Source organism: Acinetobacter sp. 102, from assembly GCF_037028485.1.
Taxonomy (GTDB): Bacteria; Pseudomonadota; Gammaproteobacteria; order Pseudomonadales; family Moraxellaceae; genus Acinetobacter; species Acinetobacter higginsii.
The window spans coordinates 48,203-68,934 of record NZ_JAZEZK010000023.1; the positions used below are offsets into that span (position 1 = coordinate 48,203).

A 20,732-nucleotide genomic window follows, 5' to 3' on the forward strand; every position below is an offset into this window, starting at 1 on the left:
AAAAAATATTGGATGTATGCAATCAGACGACTCTGAAGGAGAGATTGACGACACATATTGAATTGATCCAAGCAACAGAAGTTTTAACAGAATTTGCTTTTAAGGGAATAAAGATGAAGACAGTTGATGTTAATACAGTAATCAATCGTGACAGTTTATCGCCGCTGCAATGGCTGGTATTTACACTGGGTTTCTTGGTGTTTTTTTGCGATGGTTTAGATACAGGAATTATTGGTTTTATCGCACCCGCCTTATTGGATGATTGGGGTATCAGCAAGCCTGAATTGGCACCTGTACTCAGCGCAGCACTGGTGGGGATGTCGATCGGTGCAATTATTTCAGGGCCATTGGCAGATCGGTTTGGGCGCAAAGGGGTGATTGTATTCACGACCTTATTATTTTCCGTATTTACCATCTTGTGTGGTTTTGCTTCTTCCACGCAGGACTTGATGATTTACCGTTTTATTACCGGTGTGGGCTTGGGTGCGGCGATGCCAAACATCAGTACCATTGTTTCTGAATATATGCCTGCGAAACGTAAAGCTTTTCTGACTGGTTTGGCGGGATGTGGGTTTATGTTAGGGATTTCCTGTGGTGGTTTGTTGTCTGCCTATTTACTGGAAAATCTCGGTTGGGCTAAAGTGGTGATTTTGGGTGGTATTATTCCCTTGTTCCTCGTGGTGGTGTTATTACTGAAATTGCCAGAATCAGTGCCTTATCTGATTAAACGAGAGCAGCAAGCCAAAGCGCAACAGATTCTGGTAAAAATTCAAGGTCATGCATTTACCGACACCGTTAAAATCGAGTTGCCACACCTTGATGTGGATCGCAGTGAAAGTCCTGTTAAAACAGTTTTGGGTAAATATCTGTGGGGTTCTGTGATGTTATGGCTGTGCTGTTTTATGAGCCTGTTGGTGTTCTACTTATTGACCAGTTGGATGCCAACCATTTTAAAAACCGCAGGCTTTAGCACACAACAGTTTAGTTTAATTGCTGCGATTTTCCCTTTTGGTGGGGTGATTGGTGCCATCATCATGGGCTGGTATATGGATAAACTGAATCCAACTCAGGTGATTAAATATGCCTACCTGACAGCATTTATCATATTTATCGTTGCGGGCTTCGTCAGTTCCAGCATCCTATTGCTTGGCATCAGTATTTTCCTGATTGGGGCATTGCTGACAGGAGCGCAATCGTCTCTATTACCTTTGGCGGCATTGTTTTATCCATCACAATGTCGTGCGGTTGGGGTGTCTTGGATGCATGGCATTGGTCGCGTCGGTGCCATCTTTGGGGCGTTCTTTGGTTCGTATATCTTTACTTATGAGATTAGTCTTGGCGGAATTTTCTATTTGCTGGCCTTGCCGACCTTTATCGCTTTTATTGCCTTGAGTTTAAAAGCTATGCGTCAGAACAATAAAGTCAAACCCGTGTTAAGCACCAGTTAATTATAAAAAAAGCCCAGTACGTTGACTGGGCTTTTTATTTAAGAGTGTTCACTCATGTTTATTTCGGGTTTCACTTGGTTTTTCCCCAAATTCATCTTTATATTCCTGAGCAAAACGGCTGAGGTGATTAAAACCCCAGTCATAAGCCAGTTTGGAGATTGAAATTTTTTGATGCTTGGCAGTATTACTCAATATTTTATAGATTTGCTGTAGGCGATATTTACGTAGATAGGCCATCGGACTCAGGCCATAATGCTGCTGAAATTCTTCATAGAGTTTTGATTTAGAAACACCTGCCAAGGTGTGTAAGCTTTCGGCATTGAGGGCTTCTTGAGCATGCTGAATGATAAAGTTTTTTACTTTGCGCAGATAGGCTGGTTCGCCTCGGTTGCAACGTTCATGTAAGGCTGCAGAATAATTATTTTCCTGAGACAGCAGCAGGGCTTTAATCACAAAATTTTCATAGTCCTCAGAAAACATGGGTAGGCCGGAAAAGTCGGCATAGTGTGATTTTAACTGTAAAAAGTTTTCAATATTGTGCCACCATGCCTGCATCAAGCCAGTCATCGATAAGGAAATTTCAGGGTTAAAGACGATGGCTTCTTCAATCGGTTGATTCAGGAGTTCGGACAATACCAATTGCAGGCTGTTTTCAGGAATCACCACCTGAAATTTTTGACAGTCCTGATTGATGACCAAATCCTGTAAGTCCTGATTGGAGACAATTAAACCAGTTTGTGCATCGGATTGGTATTTTGCGCCACGGATACTCAGCGTTTGTTTGCCATGAAAGGGCAGGCTGATGCTATAAGCTTTCAGGTTGGCAATATTGATAGCGACATTGGCGCCATAACTAATGGTTCCGATCGCCATTTTTTTATGCGGTAAACGAATCCCGTCATAATGAAAATCGAGTGTTTCTCGACATAGGGTATCCAAGCGGTGTTCACCACAGATCATTGACATCAGATCTTGAGCAAAGTCGGCCTGATGCGAGTGATGGATAAGATCCATGTTTTGGCTGAGTGATGTCATCGTCCTTTCACCTAGCGAAGTGTTTGTTGTTTTAGCAGCAAGAAAAATGCCATTCTGATCCATAAATGACCGTGCTTTTCTCGCGTGGAAGAATGAATTGCCGCGCAAAAATCAATATTCCACCTAAGTTCATTAGAACAAATCCAGCCAAATACACAAGCCTATTCCACATATATCTTCATGCTTTATAGGTATGTTAAGGATTGCTGTATCAGAGAGGATTACGAAAATCTCTCGCTTAGAACCCAAACTTTAAGTTTCTTATCATCGTTAAAATATCAATTTATAAGAATTGAACGCATCAGTTATTTTTTTTAATCTCGCCATATGATTTTTTATCGTTAAAATGTGAAATGGTTTTTGTTCTTATTTTCATTTTTGGTTTTTTTAACATTCAGTTAAGTTTTCAAAATTAAACTGATCGGCTGATTAAACCAAAAGTTAAAAATCTCTTTAATTTTCAGGAATAACTTATGACTGACGCTCAAGCCAACCTACAGGATGCTGCTTCAGATTCGGCATCAGATGATGCAATGAAAGCAAAACGTAAAAAATTCCTCGGATTTTTCGCACTCATTCTCATTCTCGCTGCAATTCTGTATGGCATTTGGGCGTTATTCTTTAATCATTCGGTCAGTACCGATAATGCTTATGTCGGTGCAGAAACTGCACAAATTACCTCAATGGTCAGTGGGCAAGTGGCTGAAGTCTTGGTCAAAGAGACTCAACAGGTCAAACAAGGCGATGTATTGGTACGTATTGATGAACGTGATGCCAAGATTCAATTGGCACAGGCGCAGGCAGAACTGGCTAAAGCGCAACGCCAATATAAACAAAGCCAAGCCAATAGCAGCTCTTTAAATTCTCAGGTTGTGGTTCGTAATGATGAAATCACCAGTGCACAGGCACAAGTGACCAAAGCACAAGCCGATTATGATCGTGCTGCATTGGAATTGAATCGTCGTAATGAACTGGCTGCATCAGGTGCAATTTCTAAAGAGGAATTAAGCAAGGCGCAAAGTGCGGTTTCAACAGCAAAAGCCAGTCTGGATTTGGCGCAAGCAGGTTTGGCGCAAGCCACCTCAAGCCGTAAAGCGGCTGAAAGTACCTATGCGGCCAATGAAGCCTTGATTCAAGGGGTGAATGAAGCATCTACTCCTGATGTTTTAGTTGCAAAAGCGCATGTGGAACAAGCGGCACTGGATTTAGAACGTACGGTGATTCGTGCGCCTGTTGATGGTGTCATCGCCCGCCGTAATATTCAGATTGGACAACGGGTTGCGCCTGGAACCGTAATGATGTCGGTGGTGCCTGTCTCTGCACTGTATGTCGATGCCAATTACAAAGAAAGCCAATTGGCGAAAGTCAAAGCAGGGCAGAAAGTGACTTTACGCTCTGATTTATATGGTGATGACGTGGTTTATCACGGCGTGGTACAAGGTTTCTCAGGCGGTACGGGTGCAGCATTTGCCTTGATTCCTGCACAAAATGCCACAGGAAACTGGATTAAAGTGGTACAGCGTTTACCTGTGCGTATCAGTCTTGATCCGAAAGAACTTGCAGAACATCCATTGCGTGTAGGGTTGTCGATGCAAGCGGATATTGATCTCGCATCGAAGTAATCAGCCATGAAAACGCAAAATCCATTTGCAGAACTGAGTGGCGGGCGCTTACTACTTGCCGCGTTTGTGATCGCCCTTTCAAATTTTATGGTGGTACTGGATACCACCATTGCCAACGTGTCTGTGCCTCATATCACGGGGAACCTTGCTGTTTCTAGTTCTCAAGGCACATGGGTCATTACCTCTTATGCCGTTGCAGAAGCGATTTGTGTACCGTTAACTGGTTGGCTGGCAGGACGCTTTGGTACAGTTCGGGTGTTTGTTTTTGGTCTGATTGGATTCACCATCTTTTCATTCCTGTGTGGTTTGGCAACATCCTTAGAAATGCTGGTATTTTTCCGTATCGGACAAGGTCTCTGTGGCGGGCCATTGATGCCACTCAGTCAAACGCTATTGATGCGGATTTTCCCACCTGAAAAACATGCTCAGGCAATGGGATTGTGGGCAATGACCACAGTGATTGGACCGATTCTCGGGCCGATCCTTGGCGGACTCATCAGTGACAATCTGTCTTGGCACTGGATTTTCTTTATCAATATTCCTGTAGGTATTTTCTGTGTTTTAGCAGCAATACGTTTGTTGTCGGTGGCTGAAACCAAAACTGAAAAACTGCGGATCGATGCGATTGGTCTAGGCCTGTTGGTGCTCTGGATTGGCGCACTGCAATTGATGCTTGATCTGGGACACGAACGCGACTGGTTTAATAGTAGCAGTATTATCATGCTGGCCTTGATTGCCGTAGTTGGTTTTATCGTGTTTATGATTTGGGAATTGACCGAAAAGCATCCTGTAGTCAATTTGTATGTATTTCGACATCGGGGCTTCGCCGTGTCTGTACTGGCGCTGGCCTTTGGCTTTGGTTCCTTTTTTGGCAGTATTGTACTGATTCCGCAGTGGCTGCAAATCAATTTAGGTTATACCGCCACATGGGCAGGCTATCTCACCGCCACCATGGGCTTTGGTAGTCTGACCATGTCGCCCATTGTAGCGAAGCTATCGACTAAATATGACCCACGCGCCTTGGCCAGTTTTGGTTTGGCTCTGCTCGGTGTCGTGACCTTAATGCGTGCCTTCTGGGTGACTGATGCGGACTTTATGGCTTTGGCTTGGCCACAAATCTTGCAAGGCTTTGCTGTACCATTCTTCTTTATTCCATTGTCAAATATTGCAATGGGTTCAGTCTTGCCACAGGAAATGGCATCGGCAGCAGGTTTGATGAACTTCTTGAGAACCATGGCAGGGGCGATTGGAGCTTCAATCGCAGTTACCATTTGGGATGATCATGCCAAAGTGGCGCGCAGTGAAATGGTGAATAACTTACATCCGCAAGAAGTACAAAATACCTTATTGCAAAATGGATTCTCCTCTGATGCAACACTCGCCACGATTGCCAATCTGGTGGACAAAGAGGCGATTACCATGTCTGCCAATCATGTGTTTATGTTGTTGGCGATTGTATTTGTGTTTGCCAGTGCTCTGATCTGGATGAGTCCAAAACCTAAACCCGTGGCTGGTGGACCTGCACCACACTAATGTGAATCGGGACTTGAAAAAGCAAGTTCCGCAACAATATAAGCTTATAAGCGCATATTTTGCTCAATGCTTAGAAATTAAGATTTAAATTCTAGTCATTTATGCTATGATTGCGCTGTACTTTGGGGATGTTCCTGGCTTCGACGCTGGTGATGAAACTCATAGATGCATGCCGAGAGCGCATTTCCTCTCGTAAATCAAATTTGCATTTTTTAGTCGCAAACGACGAATCATACGCTCTAGCTGCCTAAGGGCAGCTTGTCCGCCTCTCTGAATACTTGTGGTTAGAGAGTCCGACTGAAGCGCACGCACACAAGTCCGTATAAAGCCAAGCCTCGGGGCTTTGTACTAAACTTAGAGGATCGCGATTTGTACCCTGTTCGTCGGGTCACAAAGAGTTAAAATAGTAGACGATATCTAAGCATGTAGTATTCTCGGGCGTAGTGCTGGCGGACGCGGGTTCGACTCCCGCCATCTCCACCAAAATATTATTCGGGATTGTTCGATCCGATATGAAAAAGCCTTTAAGTTCAATACTTAAAGGCTTTTTTATTTGCCTTTTTGTCCGATATTATCCGACCTAATTTTTGCTTTTTAAGGGGCAGAATTGGAAATTTTGACTTTTAGTATGTATATCTTGATAAAAAATAAACTCAAATCCTTAAGAATTTGAGTTTATTGATAACACCATCTGATCAATCCGAAGACAGAATGATAATCTAAAGATCATTAAAACAGACTAGAATGAATCAATAGTAATAAGGTTATCATAAGGCAATTTCCCAACTCTAGGGTAAGGTTGCGATGCTGATTTACCAACAGCAATCATTAAACACACTACATGATCTTCAGGTAAGTTAATTAGCTTTGCCATCGCATCAAAGTCAAAACCATCCATAGGGCAACTGTCTAAACCATGTTCTTGAGCAAGTAACATCAAAGTTTGAGCAAAGATACCCGCACTGCGCATGACTTCATCACGTTGGGTTTGCGGGCGGTCACGGTAATATTGGTCAATTGCGCCAACCATAATATTTTGAACTTCTGGTGAAGCCCCATCCCATACATGCTTCGCATCAACTTCCCATGTACTGACTTTTGCACATAAAACAATCAATAATGATGATTCTGTAACTTGTGGCTGATCCCAGGCAATTGCTCTTATCTGCTTTCTTAATTCAACATTCTCAACCAGCACGGGTCGCCAGTGCTGAAGGTTAAAGGCACTCGGTGCATTTTCCATGACACTGCTTAATAATTTCTTTTTATCTTCATCCAAGATTTTGAAATCTGGATCAAAGCGTTTAATGGCACGGCGTTGTTGAATTGCATCGATTACATTCATACATTATATCCTTGAATCTTTTTTGGAAAAATTATTGGGATTGATAACGAAGTGCGACTTCGCTTGAGGAAAAGTTAGGTAAAAGTTTTAAACGTGAATTTTGATAAGTTTTCCACAAATTTTCATCTTTTAAAACAGGTATTGTTATTGTTTCTCGTTTATCAAAGCCAATCAACGCTGCATCAACAAGTTGATCCACATCCATCATTGGAGGCATTTGACTGATATCGGCACCTGAACGTTCCCATATCGCGGTTTTTGTCGCAGAGGGGAGCACAGCCTGAATATAAACATTGGTTTCTTTGAGTTCTAAGCTCAGGCTTTGACTAAAAAATTCAACAAATGATTTACTTGCCCCGTAGACAGTCAGACCAAACTCTGGGGCAAGACCAACTACTGATCCAAGATTAATAATAGCACCCGTGTTTTGAGGGATTAATCTTTGTAGAATTGCGTGAGATAAGCGGACTAACGCTGAGATATTTAAAGAAATCAGTTTCTCAATTTGTTCTAAATCCTGTTCTAAAAACTGACCACTAACGCTAATTCCTGCGTTATTGACCAGTAGATTAATTTGAGGATCGGATTTGAGTCGGTTTTCAATTGATATTACATCTTCATTTTTAGATAAATCGACGGCCATTACTTCAACTTGGACGCCATATTGTTGTTGGATTTTTTGCGCGATTTGTTTCAATCGGCTTTGATCTCTTGCTACTAGAATTAAATCATACCCGCGTTTTGCCAGACGATCTGCATAGACTGCACCAATACCTGAAGATGCGCCTGTTACCAGTGCTTTAGAATGTTTATTCATAATTGCTTCTCTTTAGATTATGATCATAATCTAAACCTGTATTTTTTTGATGTCAATCATAATCAATGTATAATCTAATTATTGCTATCCATGTTGAGCATTGCCAATGAAAGTGACCAAGACTCAGGTTAAAGAAAATCGTGAGAAGATTGTGACTAAGGCGACTGAGCTATTTAAAAGCAAAGGTTATGATGGCATTGGAATTGCTGAATTGATGTCCAGTGCAGGTTTCACACATGGCGGTTTTTATAAGCATTTCAGTTCTAAACTAGACCTAATTCAAATTAGTGTAAAAAATGGTGTTGAACAAGTTTTAAAACAAGTTGATGGGCTAAGCTTGAAACAATTTATTCAACTATATGTTTCTAAGCAGCATCGAGATCATGCTGATCAGGGCTGTACTTTGGCTGCTTTATCCTGTGATGCGGCAAGGCAACCTGAGGAAGTTAAACAAGAGTTTGAAAGTGGTATCGAACATTTACTGCAATTTATTATGGCTGAACTTGCTAAACATTCTACTGATGAAAATGCTGATCTCCGGAAAAAAGCGATTTATATCTTATCTACGTCGGTTGGGGCAGTCGTATTGTCTCGGGCATGCCCTGATAATTCGAGTTTGTCAGATGAAATATTGTTAGACTGTAAAGAAGATTTAATAAAACTTATAGCTGAATAATATGAAGAAACTAATTTTAGTATGTTTAATGGGGCTTTCGGCAACAAATGCTTTTGCTCATTCAGGTGGTACTGATTCTTCAGGCTGCCATACGAACAGCAAGACAGGGGATCGTCACTGCCACTAATGGTAAAAGAAAAGGAAGTTTAGCTTCCTTTTCTTTTAAACGCTAAAACACTAAGCTTATGCACCTATATATAAAATCAAGCCACAGAATGCAGAAGCAAAAATCACATACATGACTTTGACTTCAAAATGGAATAAGGCAACAAATGCTCCAATTGCTATGAATGCAGCTTCAAAGTTGAAAGGATGGTTGAATCCATTCGGCCATAAAACGTGATAACTGAAGAAGAGTGCTAAATTCAATATTACTCCTACAACAGCGGCGGTAATTGCTGTTAAAGGTGCAGTAAACTTTAACTCATTGTGAGTAGATTCAATCACTGGGGCGCCAGCTAGAATGAAAATGAAAGAAAATAGAAACGTGAACCAAGTAACAATGACAGCACCTAAGGCACCTGCTAAAAATACATGATCACTTCCTAAAAATGCATGATTAAAGCCACCTAGAAATCCGACAAATGCAACCACCATAATCAGTGGGCCAGGGGTACTTTCACCTAGTGCTAAACCATCGATCATTTGTGTTGGACTCAACCAACCATAAAAATTTACAGCACCTTGATACACGTAAGGTAATACTGCATAAGCCCCACCAAATGTTAACAGTGCAGCCTTCGTGAAGAACCAAGCCATTTGTGTATAGGCATGATCCCATCCGAAGGTAAGAGTCAAACCTATAATGGGTGTAAACCATAAAATTGCACCGATAAATAAAATTTTTCCAAAGTGCTTCCAACTAAATATGGCATGTTCTGGGGTTGGAGTATCATCATCAATTAATGCTGGGCCATAATCTTTTTTACCTTGCTGATGTGAACTTCCACTAGTAAAAAAGCTTGGATATTTTTTACTTGCCAAGTATCCAATGATTGCAGCGCTTAGAACAATTAAAGGAAACGGAAGGTTAAAGAAAAAGATAGCAACGAATGCAAGTGCAGCAATTGCCCATAAAAACTTATTCTTTAATGATCGGCTGCCAATCCGGTAAGTTGCATGAAAGACGATAGCAACAACAGCTGGTTTTATTCCATAAAAGAGACCAGCAATGATAGGAACATCACCAAACTTTACATAGACCCATGAGAGCGCGATCAGGATAAATAAAGAGGGTAAAACGAATAAGACACCCGCAACAATACCACCTATAGTCCTATGCATTAACCAACCTATGTAGGTTGCTAATTGTTGAGCTTCAGGTCCGGGTAATAACATGCAGTAGTTGAGAGCATGTAAGAAACGTTTTTCAGAAATCCAACGTTTTTGTTCAACAAGCTCTTGGTGCATGACAGCGATTTGCCCCGCTGGTCCACCAAAACTAATAAATCCCAATTTAAGCCAAAATAAGAAGGCTTGCCAAAAATGAATTGGCTGTGCTGGCTCATCGGGTGCAGCGGCTTGTTCTTGTTCCATGATTATTCTCTTGATAGGTTGGCATATAAGCCATCGAAAATGTGATTCGATAATGCAAATAATTGATCATCGTCACTTATCTGACTTCGAATTCCTTGAATAACTTTTTCAATACCGATTGCTTCGGGAGGTTCAATCCCACCTACATCAAGGTAATGAACAATTTCAGCGATTTTCTTTAATGGGGGTGTTTCTAGATCAAAACTATGTAAAAGAACTTCGAAGGTCACCCAATGATTGATATGACTGAAAGTTGCACCATCAAAATCGAATCCAAATGCTTCTTTTGGGCAGTCCCTTGGTGTTTCTAACCAAATGAATGTTGGTGAGGTATCAATAAATGTCTTTATTAGCCATGCAGAGGCTAGACGATCAATCCAAGGTCTTTTACGTGTTGCCCAAATTCTATTTTGATAACTAGCTTTATCTAGAAGTTGAATGTGAGCTTGTATTGCTTGAGGCTCATTCACTTCACCAAGACGTGCAATTGAAAGTTCTAATGAAGATAGCTCATTTAAAACCTGTGCTTGAGTCTCATCGGGGTAATAGTCAATTTCCACCAGTGCATCGATACTTTTTCTTAATTTCCGGATTTGCTTGAGCAGCTCTTTCTTTTCATCTTTGGTCTGCCGATCTCTTAATTCAGACAGTTGTTTATAGAGAGCATCGTATTCTTCTTTCCGACTAAAAAAAGGAGCAAGCTCAAGATTTAAGGGTTGCTCTGCATGAAAGATATAAGCAGTTCCTTGTTCTGAAATAACATCATTAGCAATAGGTTCAAACTTTGCACTATGAGTAATAGGGAGCAAATAGACGCCATCTCTTAGAATTGCTGCGCCGCTTGCTTTGAGAGATCGCCAGACTCTCATACGAGTTGTTGTGTTCTGCGTAGGCAATGAGGATATGAGTAAAGATATTTTCATGTAATATACTCAACTTATTTGTTTAATATATTACACATAAAAACTTAAAACATATATACGAAGAATAGATTTCTAATTTTGAAAAATGATTAAGCACAGTCATTTCTTTATTAGGTGTTGTGAAAACAACACTGATTTAAAAAAATGATGAAATATAAACAATAACTTGATTGTAATTTTTCATAAGATGTTGAAAATTATAAATAATTAATATTGGCATAAAAGCTGCTCAATACAAGTGATATGAAATTGGAATTATCCTAAGGAATACCTATGTCACTTGTTATCGATAAAAAAGAAAATTCTAAAGAATTTGTGAAAAGTACTTTATCTGAAATCTGGGTCACTCGATGTCCAGTCCCAACGGCAACAGGGATCTCACTTAAACGTGGGACACTGATTGAAAAGTTTGAACAGCATGGTATTGATGTTGCTGTTTTACAAGATGCGCGCAAAGGTCTATCTGTTCATCATTTTGATCATCAACTGCCAGCATTATTTCGTGAAGGTGGAAATGTTCCAGCATTAGCTGCTCGTTCTGAAGGTGCTCCAAGTCGACTCATTGGTTTGACATGGATTGATGAATGGCAGGTAATTATTGTTCGCCCTGATTCTGAAATCAGCAAGCCAGAGCATTTAAAAAATGTAAAAGTTGCTTTACCTGAATATGCAGACAAACGGGCAGGTAGCATTTTTAGAGCGATGTCTTTACAGGGTATTCGAGGTGCTTTGCAACTCGCAAATTTAACTTTCCGTGATGTGGATTTTATTGAAGTCCCTGAACGAGCGGAATCGAATACACAACAACGTGATGCCAGTACCTATTGGTCTGGATTAGATGCGTTAATCACCGGTGAAGTTGATGCTGTTTATGTAAAAGGAGCATCTGCTGTTGAAGCTGCGACAAAACGCGGTTTAAAAGTTGGGATTGATTTGGATCAATTTGAAGATGTGACCTCCCGTGTAAACAATGGTACGCCTCGTCCAATTACCGTACATGAAGATTTGTTAAAAGATCACTTTGATGTCGTCGTTGATTTTCTGGAAGAGCTGTTTGATACCGCAGATTGGGCTCAAGATCATTTAGATGAAGTGCTGGTTATTCTTGAAGATGAAACGATTGCAGGCGCAGAGAGTGTCGCAACAGCTTACCGTAATAATTTTCATAAGTCTTTACATCCATCATTAAGTGAAGAGCGTTTAGAGCTTTTAAGACAACAAAAAGATTTCCTTTGGTTACATGGTTTTCTTGAGCGTGATGTCGATATTAATACTTGGGTCGACCACCGTCCTTTGCTCGAAGTTTTAAAGCGCCGCCAAAATAAGCAATTTTAATAGGATATTGATCATGACAACACTTATTCAAACGCCACTTTCTCCTGAACTCAATGACTTTATCGAATTGAATCGTGAAAAAGCTGAATTTGCTTTTGAAGTATTCCGTGAAACAAGAACAATCACGGCAAATGGAACGGTTAATTTTGTTGAACGTGGACCTGATAATACCTTAGTCACTTTTAACTACGCAGGACCTTGGTCTAAAGATAAAAAAAGCAAAGTACTTGTGGAGACAATTGATGGTGAAGTTTTATTGGGAAGAAAAAATGCAGGTGGGCGTTATAACAAACTTTTTCGCGAGCATGCAGATGTCACCACAATATCTCATGTACACGCGCCGAATTTAGGGGCTTGGGCGCAAACCCATCGTACCTTACCGATTCGTTATGTGCCTGTTCAGCGCTTTCATTTATTTAAAGAACTCCCAATTTATATTGATCGCCGTCAGGCAGAAGTCGATTTCATTTTAGATCAACTCAAAGTTGATATCGAACATCGAGCAATTTTAGAAGCCAACGGTGGTGCAACCGTATGGGGACGTCAGGGATTACAAGAAACAGCTGAATTTATCTTGTTACTTGAGGAAGGTGCACAGATTCAGCTACTAGCTGAATTAGCTGGGGGAAGCCGTGAATACGGACAGGGTGTTTTACAGCAGCAGTGGCGAATGAGTGGTTTAACCGATAAAGCCAAGTCGCTTGGATTACTTCCACTTCATTAGAAATCTGATTCAAATATAAATATAGAGAATACTATGGCTGTAAAACTTTTATGGTATCTCACTTCTCCGGATGGACCATATCCTTGGTTGGAATCTGGGCGGTGGGATACTGATTATGAACACTTGCAACAGATTGCGATTACTGCGGATCGACTTGGTTTTTACGGTTCACTTATGGGTACCAGCGAGTATGAAACACTTGCTGTTGCTGCAAGTTTAATTCCATTTACTGAACGTTTAAAGTTTCTGGTTGCCCAACATCCTGGAGAAGTCCAGCCAGCAGTTTTGGCGAAATATGCGCAAACGTTTGATGCCTTCTCTAAAGGACGTTTGTTATTCAATGTTGTGAATGGAAATGATCAGGGTTTGGCAGCTTTAGGTATTCACTATACTCATGATGAGCGTTATGACTTTAGTAAGGAATACTGGACAGCATTTCAGCAAAACTATTTAGGTGATCGATCTGGATTTGAGGGGGAATTTATTCAAATTGCACCACGTCTAGAAAGTGGATCTCCAATGTCCAAATGGCGTGGTCCAACTCAAAAGCAGGGTGTTCCTTTATGGGGAGCTGGAACTTCTGCCAAAGGCGTTCAGCATTCTGTTGAATTACTCGATGTGTATTTAAGTTTTGCGAATACGCCACCGCTGCTTGGAGAAAAGTTTAGCAAAGTTGCCGCTGAGGCGGCAAAAGTTGGGCGTACTTTAGAGTTTGGTACTCGATTGCAAATTATTGTCCGAGAAACAGAAGAAGAGGCTTGGCAGTATGCTCAGTCATTACTCGACAAGATTGATTTAAATTATGCAATTGAAGCTGTTAAACGGCAGCTTCCTCCCGATGAAACTTTTGAGAGTTATCAAAGCCCAAATCCGATCGTTCAAAGAAATCTCACTTTGTTACGACATGGGGTATTACCTCGTGCTAAAGATTTTGAAATTTATCCTAATGTTTGGACTGGGCCATCTTTATTTGGTTTTGATATTTTAAACCCAGCAGCAGGTACTGCCTTGGTCGGCAGTGCTGAAAATATTGCTGAACGGATTAAAGAATACGAAAGCTATGGTGTATCTGCCTTTATCTTATCTGGTTTCCCTTTAATTGGAGAAGCCTATCGCGTAGCTGATTTATTGTTCCCGTTATTAGAGCTCGATCATGGTTTTGAGTTACCTAAGCTCAATAAAAATTCATCCATTGATTCTCTCTTGAATCAAGAAATCGTAGTTTAAGGGAGAAAACATGAACAAAATTACACGTCGAGAACTGATTAAGCAGACTGGATTGGGGGTTGGAGCTGTTGCTGCAATTAGCCTAATAGGATGTTCTAAAACTGACTCTTCATCTTCTGAGAGTGCTAGTCCTAGTAATACTCAAAATGATAATCCGAAAAAAGGCGGTGTGATCAAAATTGGAGTAATCAATGGCAATCAAGCCGGTAATTTAGACGCGCATAAGCCTATTGGTATGTCCAGTGCATTCAGAGGTTGGCCTTTATATGCAAAATTATGGGAATGGGGTAGAGATATCCAGCCCAAACTCGCACTTGCTGAATTTGCGGAGCCGAATAATGATGGGACGAAATGGACCATTCGCTTAAAAAAAGGACTCGAATTTCATCATGGTAAAACGATTACTGCTGATGATGTTATTTTCTCCTTACGCCGTTTGACGGACCCTAAACTCGCTTCTCCATTTGCAGCCTATCTTTATTCTTTGCAAAGGAATGAGATTAAAAAGCGAGATGAATACACAGTTGAGATTCCTTTTACTCAAGGAAAAGGGTTGGTTGCTTTACCTGAGGCATGGATGAGTTGGGGAGGCATCGTTCCTACAGATTATGACCCAGTTAAAAATGTCGTAGGAGCAGGTCCCTTTAAGCTTGACAGTTTTACACCAGGCCAGCGTTCACGCTTTGTCCGTTTTGAAAATTACTGGAAAGAAAATAGGCCTTATGCTGATGCAATAGAAATCATTGATTTTAAAGATCAGACAGGGCGTCTTGCTGCTTTGCAATCTGGTCAAATTGACATTGCTTCAGGTGTAAGTGCCGAGCATATTTCTTTAATTCAAGCCAATAAACGATTGAATCTCGTTTCTTCTGAAACAGATGCTTGGCAATCTTTTGATATGAATACCTCAAAAGCACCTTTCAATGATCCTCGAGTACGTCAAGCTTTTAGATTGATTGCCAATAGAGATGATTTGGTTAAAAGGGCTTTAGCTGGTCAAGGACGAGTTGCAAATGATCTCTATTCCTTTAGTGATCCCGTGTATGACCACAGTATTCTACAGCGTAAGCAAGATTTAAATAAAGCTAAGGGATTGTTGAAAGAAGCTGGTTTTAGCAATAGCTTGGCGGTTGATTTGTATACAGGTCCAGATAGCAATGCCGCATTGGTTTTTGCTCAGCATGCGGCTCAGGCTGGTGTTATTGTTAATGTTAAACAGGTTGAAGCTGCCACCTTTGCTGATGCTGTAAAACAAGATTGGGCATTTAGTACAGGTTCAAACGTTTCACGACCTTTTTTATTAACCGTTTTGCAAATTGATGGGCCTGGTGCGGCAAATAATAAAACTCGATTTAACAATGAACGTTTTACTGAATTGGTTCATACAGCATTACAACAGCCTGATTTGGAAAAACGCAAAGTTCTCATTCATGAAGCACAGCATATTCAACATGAGCAAGGTGGTTTGCTCATTTGGGGTTTTAATAATGTACTCGATGCACATTCTGGCCAAATTGGTGGCGTAACACCCGATCGCACAGGCTTTGCAGCGTGGCGTACAGATGAATTTTGGCGTAGGGGGTGACCGCTATGACAACGCAATCCAGCAATATAGAGACAGCCATTTCACATCAAACAATGACGAGATCATTTGAAATACCAGCATGGTTACCTTGGTTTTTCACACGGTTGTTGTCAGGTGTATTGGTTGTATTTGTGATTAGTCTCATTGTATTTATTGCCACACAAGCACTCCCATCTGATCCGGCTCGCGTCATTTTGGGCCCAGAAGCACCAGAAGCGACGGTTCAAATACTTCGTGAACAATTGGGCCTGAACGATCCAATATTGATTCAATACTGGCATTGGCTGAGTCAATTATTGCAAGGTAATTTTGGCCGTTCGATTGATTCAAATGTACCTGTTGTACAGATTGTTCAGAATTATTTTGGTAACACCGTTGCATTAACGATCTTGGTTATTGTTATTACTGTACCACTTTCAGTGGTACTGGGTGTGTGGCTGTCACTCCGTCGAGATAGCAAACTAGATCGTATTATTGTTTCTAGCTCTATTCTATTCAAGGCTGTTCCAGGATTTGTGATTGCAATCTGGTTAATGATGTTTTTCTCAACCTCAATCCTGCACATATTGCCAGCTGCATCCTTGTTGATTCCAGAGCAGTCAGCTTTTAGCCAAATAGAGTTTTTAGTTTTACCGATTTTAACTTTGGCCTTATCGCTTATTCCATATCTGATGCGTTTAGTTCGTGGTTCCATGATTGATGCACTTGAGTCGGATTATGTGACCTCTGCACGATTACGTGGTATTCCTGAGCGACGGATCATATGGAAACATGTTTTACCAAATGCATTGGTGCCAGTGGTGCAGGGAACAGCATTAACGATACGGGTTCTGCTGAGTGGAGCTCTCATTATTGAAGTGGTTTTCAGTTATCCCGGTATTGGTAATGCACTCAATGCCGCAATTGAATTAAGAGATATCCCGACCATTCAAGCAATTGTTTTATTACTGACCATTTGTGTGGTAGCCGTTAATTTAATTGCAGATTTAATCACAACCTTACTCACACCAAGAATACGAACAGCCAAAAGACATAAAGCACGTTCGCCAGGCCGTCGTCAGGCATTACGTTTATGGAAGTCAGGTCGACCAATTACAGTAAAACCTGTTGACCGCCGTAATGCTTTAAAGAACATTCAGCAAGGAGGTGGGAAATGAGCTCACTTCATTGGTACCAAAGAAATTTTTTTCAAACATTAATTCGTGAAAGACAAGTACGTTTTGGATTTGTAGTCACGACCTTAGTGTTGATTTTTGCACTGGTTGGACCGCTCTTGGTTCCCTTTGAGCCCACTGCTTTGATCGGCATGACATATGGTCCGCCTGAAGGAAAATCGTTTCTTGGATATGATTATATCGGTCATGATGTGTGGTCGCGTGTACTTTCAGGAGGGGCTTCTATTATCTGGATGACACTGGCTGCCAGTTTGGTTGCATTAATTATTGGCTCTAGTTTAGGCATATTCGCTGCTTTTGCTCGAAATAAGATTGATCAGTTCGTGACTTGGCTTACAGATGTTTTTATGGCCTTTCCTGATCTTATATTGGTCTTGCTTATCGTTTCAATGTTAGGTCGGGAACCTTGGCTCATTGTTTTAACGGTTTCAATTGCTTTTATTCCTGGCGTAGTGCGTCTTGCGCGAAGCGTTGCACTTAATCTGGTGGAACAAGAATATATCGAAGCAGCCAGAATTCTCGGGTACTCAAAAACCTATATTTTATTTCGTGAAATTTTACCCAACATGCTGACGCCTTTACTCATCCATCTTGGTGTGATGCTGACATGGGCTGTGGGTATGTTATCGGGTTTGGCTTTTCTTGGTTATGGTGTGGCACCTCCAGCAGCAGATTGGGGACTCATGATTAATGAAAATCGCGCTGGTTTATTGGTGCAGCCGTGGGCGGTATTTGCTCCTGTCATCTTAATTGCTTTGTTTGCGCTCGGAACGAATGTATTGGCTGAGGGCGTTGGACGTGCAGCAGCTCGGATTGAGGAAAAATAAGCATGGCAGATAAATTTAAAAATACAGTATTAACGGTAAAAGACTTAACCGTGGCATTGGTCAACACTGGCAATCATATCGTTTCTAATATTTCATTTAGCCTACGAGAAGGTGAGGTCCTAGGATTAGTTGGAGAGAGTGGTTCAGGTAAAACGACATTATCGAGTGCCTTATTGGGCTATGCACGATATGGAGCCAAGATTATTCAAGGCACAATTGAACTGGATGATGAAGATATTCTCAGTTTAGATGATCATGCTTTGCGTCAGGTTCGTGGTTATAAAATTAGTCATGTTGCCCAAGATCCTGGAACAGCACTCAACCCAGCATTAAGTATTGGACAACATTTATTTGAATTATTAGATGTCCATCAGGCAAAGTTATCGAGCGCTGAAAAATACCAAAAGGTTGCCAAAATTTTAAATGAAGTGGGATTGCAGCATGATGAGCTATTTCTAAAGCGTTATCCTCATCAGCTTTCGGGTGGGCAACAACAACGAATTTTATTGGCCTTGGCATTCTTGCTACAGCCACGTTTGATCGTTTTGGATGAGCCAACCACCGCATTAGATGTGACGACACAGACATTAGTGTTGAATATCATTCGTAAATTATGTCGGGAATATAACGTTGCTGCTATCTATGTATCGCATGACTTAACGGTGGTAAAAGATATTGCAGATCGGGTGATTGTTCTGTATTCAGGTCGAATTGCTGAAGATGCGGTATTAACCCAACTATTTGAAACGCCTAAGCATCCTTATACGCAAGGTTTACTGAACGCCATTCCCGATGTGGCCATTCGTAAATATTTATCTCCAATTGAAGGGCATGCTCCTTCGCCCAATGAGCGTCCAGTGGGATGTGCTTTTGCGGCACGTTGTACTTTCGCCACAGATATATGTCGTCAAAAACAACCTGAATTAACTCAATTAAAAGATGAGTTTGATCCGCATTTTGTTGCTTGTCACCATTCGAATCATGTCGGTGTGATTAATTTTAAAGAGATTGATCATCAAGTGATTGAAAGAGAAACAGACCGGGAAGCTCTATTAAAAGTTGAACATATTAATGCATGGTATGGGCAGCAACAGGCACTTTTTGATATTTCATTTCAACTAAAAAAAGGCGAATGTTTAGCATTGGTGGGTGAATCGGGTTCAGGAAAAACCACTTTATCGCGTGTCATTGCCGGCCTGAATGAAAATGCAGATGGACAAATTACATTAGCAGATGAAGTCTTGTCGTTGCGTGGGCAACAGCGTCATTTGCAGCAGCGGCATAAACTGCAATATATCTTTCAAAATCCTTATAAGGCTTTGAATCCAGCGCATACGATTGGTCAGACATTAATTAAAGTTGTACAGCATTTCTTTGGAGCATCTCGACAAGAAGCCATAGAAAAAGTCACGCAGGTACTTAAACAAGTCTCTCTGCCTATACAAGTTCAGGAACTCTATCCAAGAGATTTATCGGGTGGGGAGCGACAACGAGTGGCTATCGCGCGAGCTTTGCTGTGCCAACCTGATGTTTTGATTTGTGATGAGATTACATCTGCTTTGGATGTTTCAGTTCAGGCTTCCATCTTAAAACTGCTACAAGACCTCCAACAGCAAGGTGTGACCTTACTATTTGTGACCCATAATCTAGGGGTTGTTCGTGCAATCGCAGATCGAGTCGCCGTATTAAAAAATGGACATATTGTTGAATATGGCGAAACAGATCAAGTGCTGAGTCACCCTCAACATACATATACCAAAACTTTGCTTATCCATGCGCCAAGCTTGTTTAAAGACAAGGTACTTGAAGTTTACGCATAAAAAAGAACAGATTTTCCGGAGTTAACAATGAACGACATTAACCAACGTAATTTTTTAGAATTAGGTAGTATCAGGCATATTCAAAGTGAGCAAGAAGCACTTGATATTGCAAAAGAGGTGGCGGATCAACTGAATCAATTTGCTCGAGACCCCAGTTATAACAAGACCGTACCTTATGAACAAGCTCGCTTAATTTCAGAAGCTGGTTTAACTGCGATTATTGTACCCAAGCAATTTGGGGGCTTAGGCGCCAGTATTTCAACTTTGGTCAATGTGGTGAAAATTATTTCATCCGCAGATGGTGGTGTAGGGCAGTTATTACAGATTCACTTCACCATGTTCCGAGGCGTTTTAACGGGCTATGATGATGAAATTCGTGATCAGTTACTGGTTGATATCTTAAGCGGAAAGCGTTTGGGTAATGCACTTGCAGAAGTGGGTGGTAAAGATAAATTTCAGCATAAGACACGTGTAGAGCGAAATTCAGAAGGACAATTAATTTTAAATGGCAGTAAGTTTTATTCTACGGGTTCTTTACTTGCAGAATGGATTTCTTTATTTGCCGGTAGTGATGATGGACCTGTCTCGATTTTAATTCATCGTGATACGCATGGAGTGGAGTTGCTCGATGACTGGGATGCGATGGGACAAAATAATAGTGTCAGTGGCACTGTTAATTTTAAAGATGTGATTGTTGATGAACGTTATGTTGCTAAGCGAAATACGGGTGGTTTAGGCACTGTTTTACGTACTGGACTCACTTGGCCTCAGATTTTACATGCTGCAATGGACACAGGAATTGCTAAAGGAGCCCTACAAGGCGGGATTGATTATTTACAACATCATGCTCGACCTTGGGTAGAAAGTGGCGTCGACTCGCCTACGCATGAATCTCATATCATCAAACAGATTGGTGAGTTCGCTGTTTTAGTGCGTTCAGCTGAGGCATTATTGGATCGTTCAGCACAGATTTTTGAACAGCATTTGGCAAATGTAGAGGATGAAGATTTACAAACTGAACTGATTTTATCGGTTGCTGCTACCCGTAGTCAGTCTGATCATGCATCTTTAAAAATTTCGAGTGAAATTTTTGGATTACTTGGG

The 20,732-nt window shown here is 41.0% G+C and carries 18 protein-coding genes and 1 other RNA gene; 14 read left to right on the forward strand and 5 right to left on the reverse strand.

All coding sequences use genetic code 11. The features are described from left to right. The first annotated feature begins 113 nt into the window (after nt 1-113). A complete protein-coding gene (locus WA352_RS18680; protein ID WP_033134356.1) occupies nt 114-1,448 on the forward strand; it encodes an MFS transporter in 1,335 nt (444 codons plus the stop codon). 48 nt (nt 1,449-1,496) lie between these two features. Here WA352_RS18680 and WA352_RS18685 read toward each other — a convergent pair whose 3' ends face one another. Continuing rightward, nucleotides 1,497-2,483, reverse strand: a complete 987-nt coding sequence (locus WA352_RS18685; protein ID WP_033134355.1) for an AraC family transcriptional regulator — start codon at nt 2,481-2,483, stop codon at nt 1,497-1,499. A 473-nt stretch (nt 2,484-2,956) separates the two neighbouring features. Between WA352_RS18685 and WA352_RS18690 the strand changes: the two genes are divergently transcribed. From WA352_RS18690 to ssrA, 3 genes are all read left to right on the forward strand, one after another. Further along, nucleotides 2,957-4,105, forward strand: coding sequence for an HlyD family efflux transporter periplasmic adaptor subunit (locus WA352_RS18690; protein WP_033134329.1), 1,149 nt, complete (start codon nt 2,957-2,959; stop codon nt 4,103-4,105). 6 nt (nt 4,106-4,111) lie between these two features. Next, the gene (locus tag WA352_RS18695; protein WP_004805230.1) at nt 4,112-5,638 is read left to right on the forward strand and encodes a DHA2 family efflux MFS transporter permease subunit; all 1,527 of its coding nucleotides are present in this window, start codon (nt 4,112-4,114) and stop codon (nt 5,636-5,638) included. 124 nt (nt 5,639-5,762) lie between these two features. After that, nucleotides 5,763-6,121, forward strand: a transfer-messenger RNA (tmRNA) gene (gene ssrA, locus WA352_RS18700). A 256-nt stretch (nt 6,122-6,377) separates the two neighbouring features. Here the strand turns inward: ssrA and WA352_RS18705 are convergent. After that, nucleotides 6,378-6,983 carry a nitroreductase family protein gene (locus tag WA352_RS18705; protein ID WP_004805232.1) on the reverse strand — a complete coding sequence of 202 codons (606 nt, stop codon included), beginning with the start codon at nt 6,981-6,983 and terminating at the stop codon, nt 6,378-6,380. Nucleotides 6,984-7,014: 31 nt separating this feature from the next. Next, on the reverse strand, nt 7,015-7,800 hold the full coding sequence (locus tag WA352_RS18710; protein ID WP_005205356.1) for an SDR family NAD(P)-dependent oxidoreductase: 786 nt from the start codon (nt 7,798-7,800) through the stop codon (nt 7,015-7,017). A gap of 106 nt (nt 7,801-7,906) precedes the next feature. On the opposite strand from WA352_RS18710, the gene WA352_RS18715 reads away from it, so the two are divergent. Next, nucleotides 7,907-8,476, forward strand: coding sequence for a TetR/AcrR family transcriptional regulator (locus WA352_RS18715; protein WP_033134328.1), 570 nt, complete (start codon nt 7,907-7,909; stop codon nt 8,474-8,476). 28 nt (nt 8,477-8,504) lie between these two features. After that, nucleotides 8,505-8,603: a YHYH domain-containing protein gene (locus WA352_RS18720; protein WP_241345414.1), complete on the forward strand. Its 99-nt coding sequence runs from the start codon at nt 8,505-8,507 to the stop codon at nt 8,601-8,603. Nucleotides 8,604-8,659: 56 nt separating this feature from the next. Here the strand turns inward: WA352_RS18720 and chrA are convergent, their stop codons facing one another. After that, nucleotides 8,660-10,012, reverse strand: a complete 1,353-nt coding sequence (gene chrA / locus WA352_RS18725) for a chromate efflux transporter (protein ID WP_241345412.1) — start codon at nt 10,010-10,012, stop codon at nt 8,660-8,662. A 2-nt stretch (nt 10,013-10,014) separates the two neighbouring features. After that, nucleotides 10,015-10,935 (reverse strand): chromate resistance protein ChrB domain-containing protein, encoded by a 921-nt coding sequence (locus tag WA352_RS18730; protein WP_241345413.1) that lies wholly within the window; start codon nt 10,933-10,935, stop codon nt 10,015-10,017. A gap of 273 nt (nt 10,936-11,208) precedes the next feature. On the opposite strand from WA352_RS18730, the gene WA352_RS18735 reads away from it, so the two are divergent. The 8 genes from WA352_RS18735 to WA352_RS18770 form a co-directional block, all read left to right on the forward strand. After that, nucleotides 11,209-12,270, forward strand: a complete 1,062-nt coding sequence (locus tag WA352_RS18735; RefSeq protein WP_004655068.1) for an ABC transporter substrate-binding protein — start codon at nt 11,209-11,211, stop codon at nt 12,268-12,270. Nucleotides 12,271-12,283: 13 nt separating this feature from the next. Then, complete coding sequence (locus WA352_RS18740; protein WP_004655066.1) at nt 12,284-12,994, forward strand: class II aldolase/adducin family protein; 711 nt, start codon at nt 12,284-12,286, stop codon at nt 12,992-12,994. Between the two features lie 33 nt (nt 12,995-13,027). Continuing rightward, nucleotides 13,028-14,221 carry an LLM class flavin-dependent oxidoreductase gene (locus tag WA352_RS18745; RefSeq protein WP_033133511.1) on the forward strand — a complete coding sequence of 398 codons (1,194 nt, stop codon included), beginning with the start codon at nt 13,028-13,030 and terminating at the stop codon, nt 14,219-14,221. 10 nt (nt 14,222-14,231) lie between these two features. Then, nucleotides 14,232-15,806, forward strand: coding sequence for an ABC transporter substrate-binding protein (locus WA352_RS18750; RefSeq protein WP_033133512.1), 1,575 nt, complete (start codon nt 14,232-14,234; stop codon nt 15,804-15,806). Between the two features lie 5 nt (nt 15,807-15,811). Continuing rightward, complete coding sequence (locus tag WA352_RS18755; protein ID WP_033133513.1) at nt 15,812-16,963, forward strand: ABC transporter permease; 1,152 nt, start codon at nt 15,812-15,814, stop codon at nt 16,961-16,963. After that, nucleotides 16,960-17,808 carry an ABC transporter permease gene (locus WA352_RS18760; RefSeq protein WP_004805249.1) on the forward strand — a complete coding sequence of 283 codons (849 nt, stop codon included), beginning with the start codon at nt 16,960-16,962 and terminating at the stop codon, nt 17,806-17,808. The genes WA352_RS18755 and WA352_RS18760 overlap by 4 nt, the downstream gene beginning before the upstream one ends. A 2-nt stretch (nt 17,809-17,810) precedes the next feature. Continuing rightward, nucleotides 17,811-19,628 carry a dipeptide ABC transporter ATP-binding protein gene (locus WA352_RS18765; protein WP_033133514.1) on the forward strand — a complete coding sequence of 606 codons (1,818 nt, stop codon included), beginning with the start codon at nt 17,811-17,813 and terminating at the stop codon, nt 19,626-19,628. 27 nt (nt 19,629-19,655) lie between these two features. Continuing rightward, on the forward strand, nt 19,656-20,732 hold a 1,077-nt coding region (locus WA352_RS18770), incomplete at its 3' end, for an acyl-CoA dehydrogenase family protein (RefSeq protein ID WP_336143598.1).

Excerpts from the sequence above, each read along its gene's own strand:
- WA352_RS18735 (WP_004655068.1), top strand. The coding sequence starts at position 11,209 with ATGTCACTTGTTATCGATAAAAAAGAAAATTCTAAAGAATTTGTGAAA.
- WA352_RS18745 (WP_033133511.1), top strand. The coding sequence starts at position 13,028 with ATGGCTGTAAAACTTTTATGGTATCTCACTTCTCCGGATGGACCATAT.
- WA352_RS18730 (WP_241345413.1), bottom strand. The coding sequence starts at position 10,935 with ATGAAAATATCTTTACTCATATCCTCATTGCCTACGCAGAACACAACA.
- WA352_RS18760 (WP_004805249.1), top strand. The coding sequence starts at position 16,960 with ATGAGCTCACTTCATTGGTACCAAAGAAATTTTTTTCAAACATTAATT.
- WA352_RS18710 (WP_005205356.1), bottom strand. The coding sequence starts at position 7,800 with ATGAATAAACATTCTAAAGCACTGGTAACAGGCGCATCTTCAGGTATT.
- WA352_RS18685 (WP_033134355.1), bottom strand. The coding sequence starts at position 2,483 with ATGACATCACTCAGCCAAAACATGGATCTTATCCATCACTCGCATCAG.
- WA352_RS18750 (WP_033133512.1), top strand. The coding sequence starts at position 14,232 with ATGAACAAAATTACACGTCGAGAACTGATTAAGCAGACTGGATTGGGG.
- WA352_RS18765 (WP_033133514.1), top strand. The coding sequence starts at position 17,811 with ATGGCAGATAAATTTAAAAATACAGTATTAACGGTAAAAGACTTAACC.
- WA352_RS18720 (WP_241345414.1), top strand. The coding sequence starts at position 8,505 with ATGGGGCTTTCGGCAACAAATGCTTTTGCTCATTCAGGTGGTACTGAT.
- WA352_RS18715 (WP_033134328.1), top strand. The coding sequence starts at position 7,907 with ATGAAAGTGACCAAGACTCAGGTTAAAGAAAATCGTGAGAAGATTGTG.
- WA352_RS18755 (WP_033133513.1), top strand. The coding sequence starts at position 15,812 with ATGACAACGCAATCCAGCAATATAGAGACAGCCATTTCACATCAAACA.
- WA352_RS18705 (WP_004805232.1), bottom strand. The coding sequence starts at position 6,983 with ATGAATGTAATCGATGCAATTCAACAACGCCGTGCCATTAAACGCTTT.
- WA352_RS18740 (WP_004655066.1), top strand. The coding sequence starts at position 12,284 with ATGACAACACTTATTCAAACGCCACTTTCTCCTGAACTCAATGACTTT.
- WA352_RS18695 (WP_004805230.1), top strand. The coding sequence starts at position 4,112 with ATGAAAACGCAAAATCCATTTGCAGAACTGAGTGGCGGGCGCTTACTA.
- WA352_RS18680 (WP_033134356.1), top strand. The coding sequence starts at position 114 with ATGAAGACAGTTGATGTTAATACAGTAATCAATCGTGACAGTTTATCG.
- WA352_RS18690 (WP_033134329.1), top strand. The coding sequence starts at position 2,957 with ATGACTGACGCTCAAGCCAACCTACAGGATGCTGCTTCAGATTCGGCA.
- chrA (WP_241345412.1), bottom strand. The coding sequence starts at position 10,012 with ATGGAACAAGAACAAGCCGCTGCACCCGATGAGCCAGCACAGCCAATT.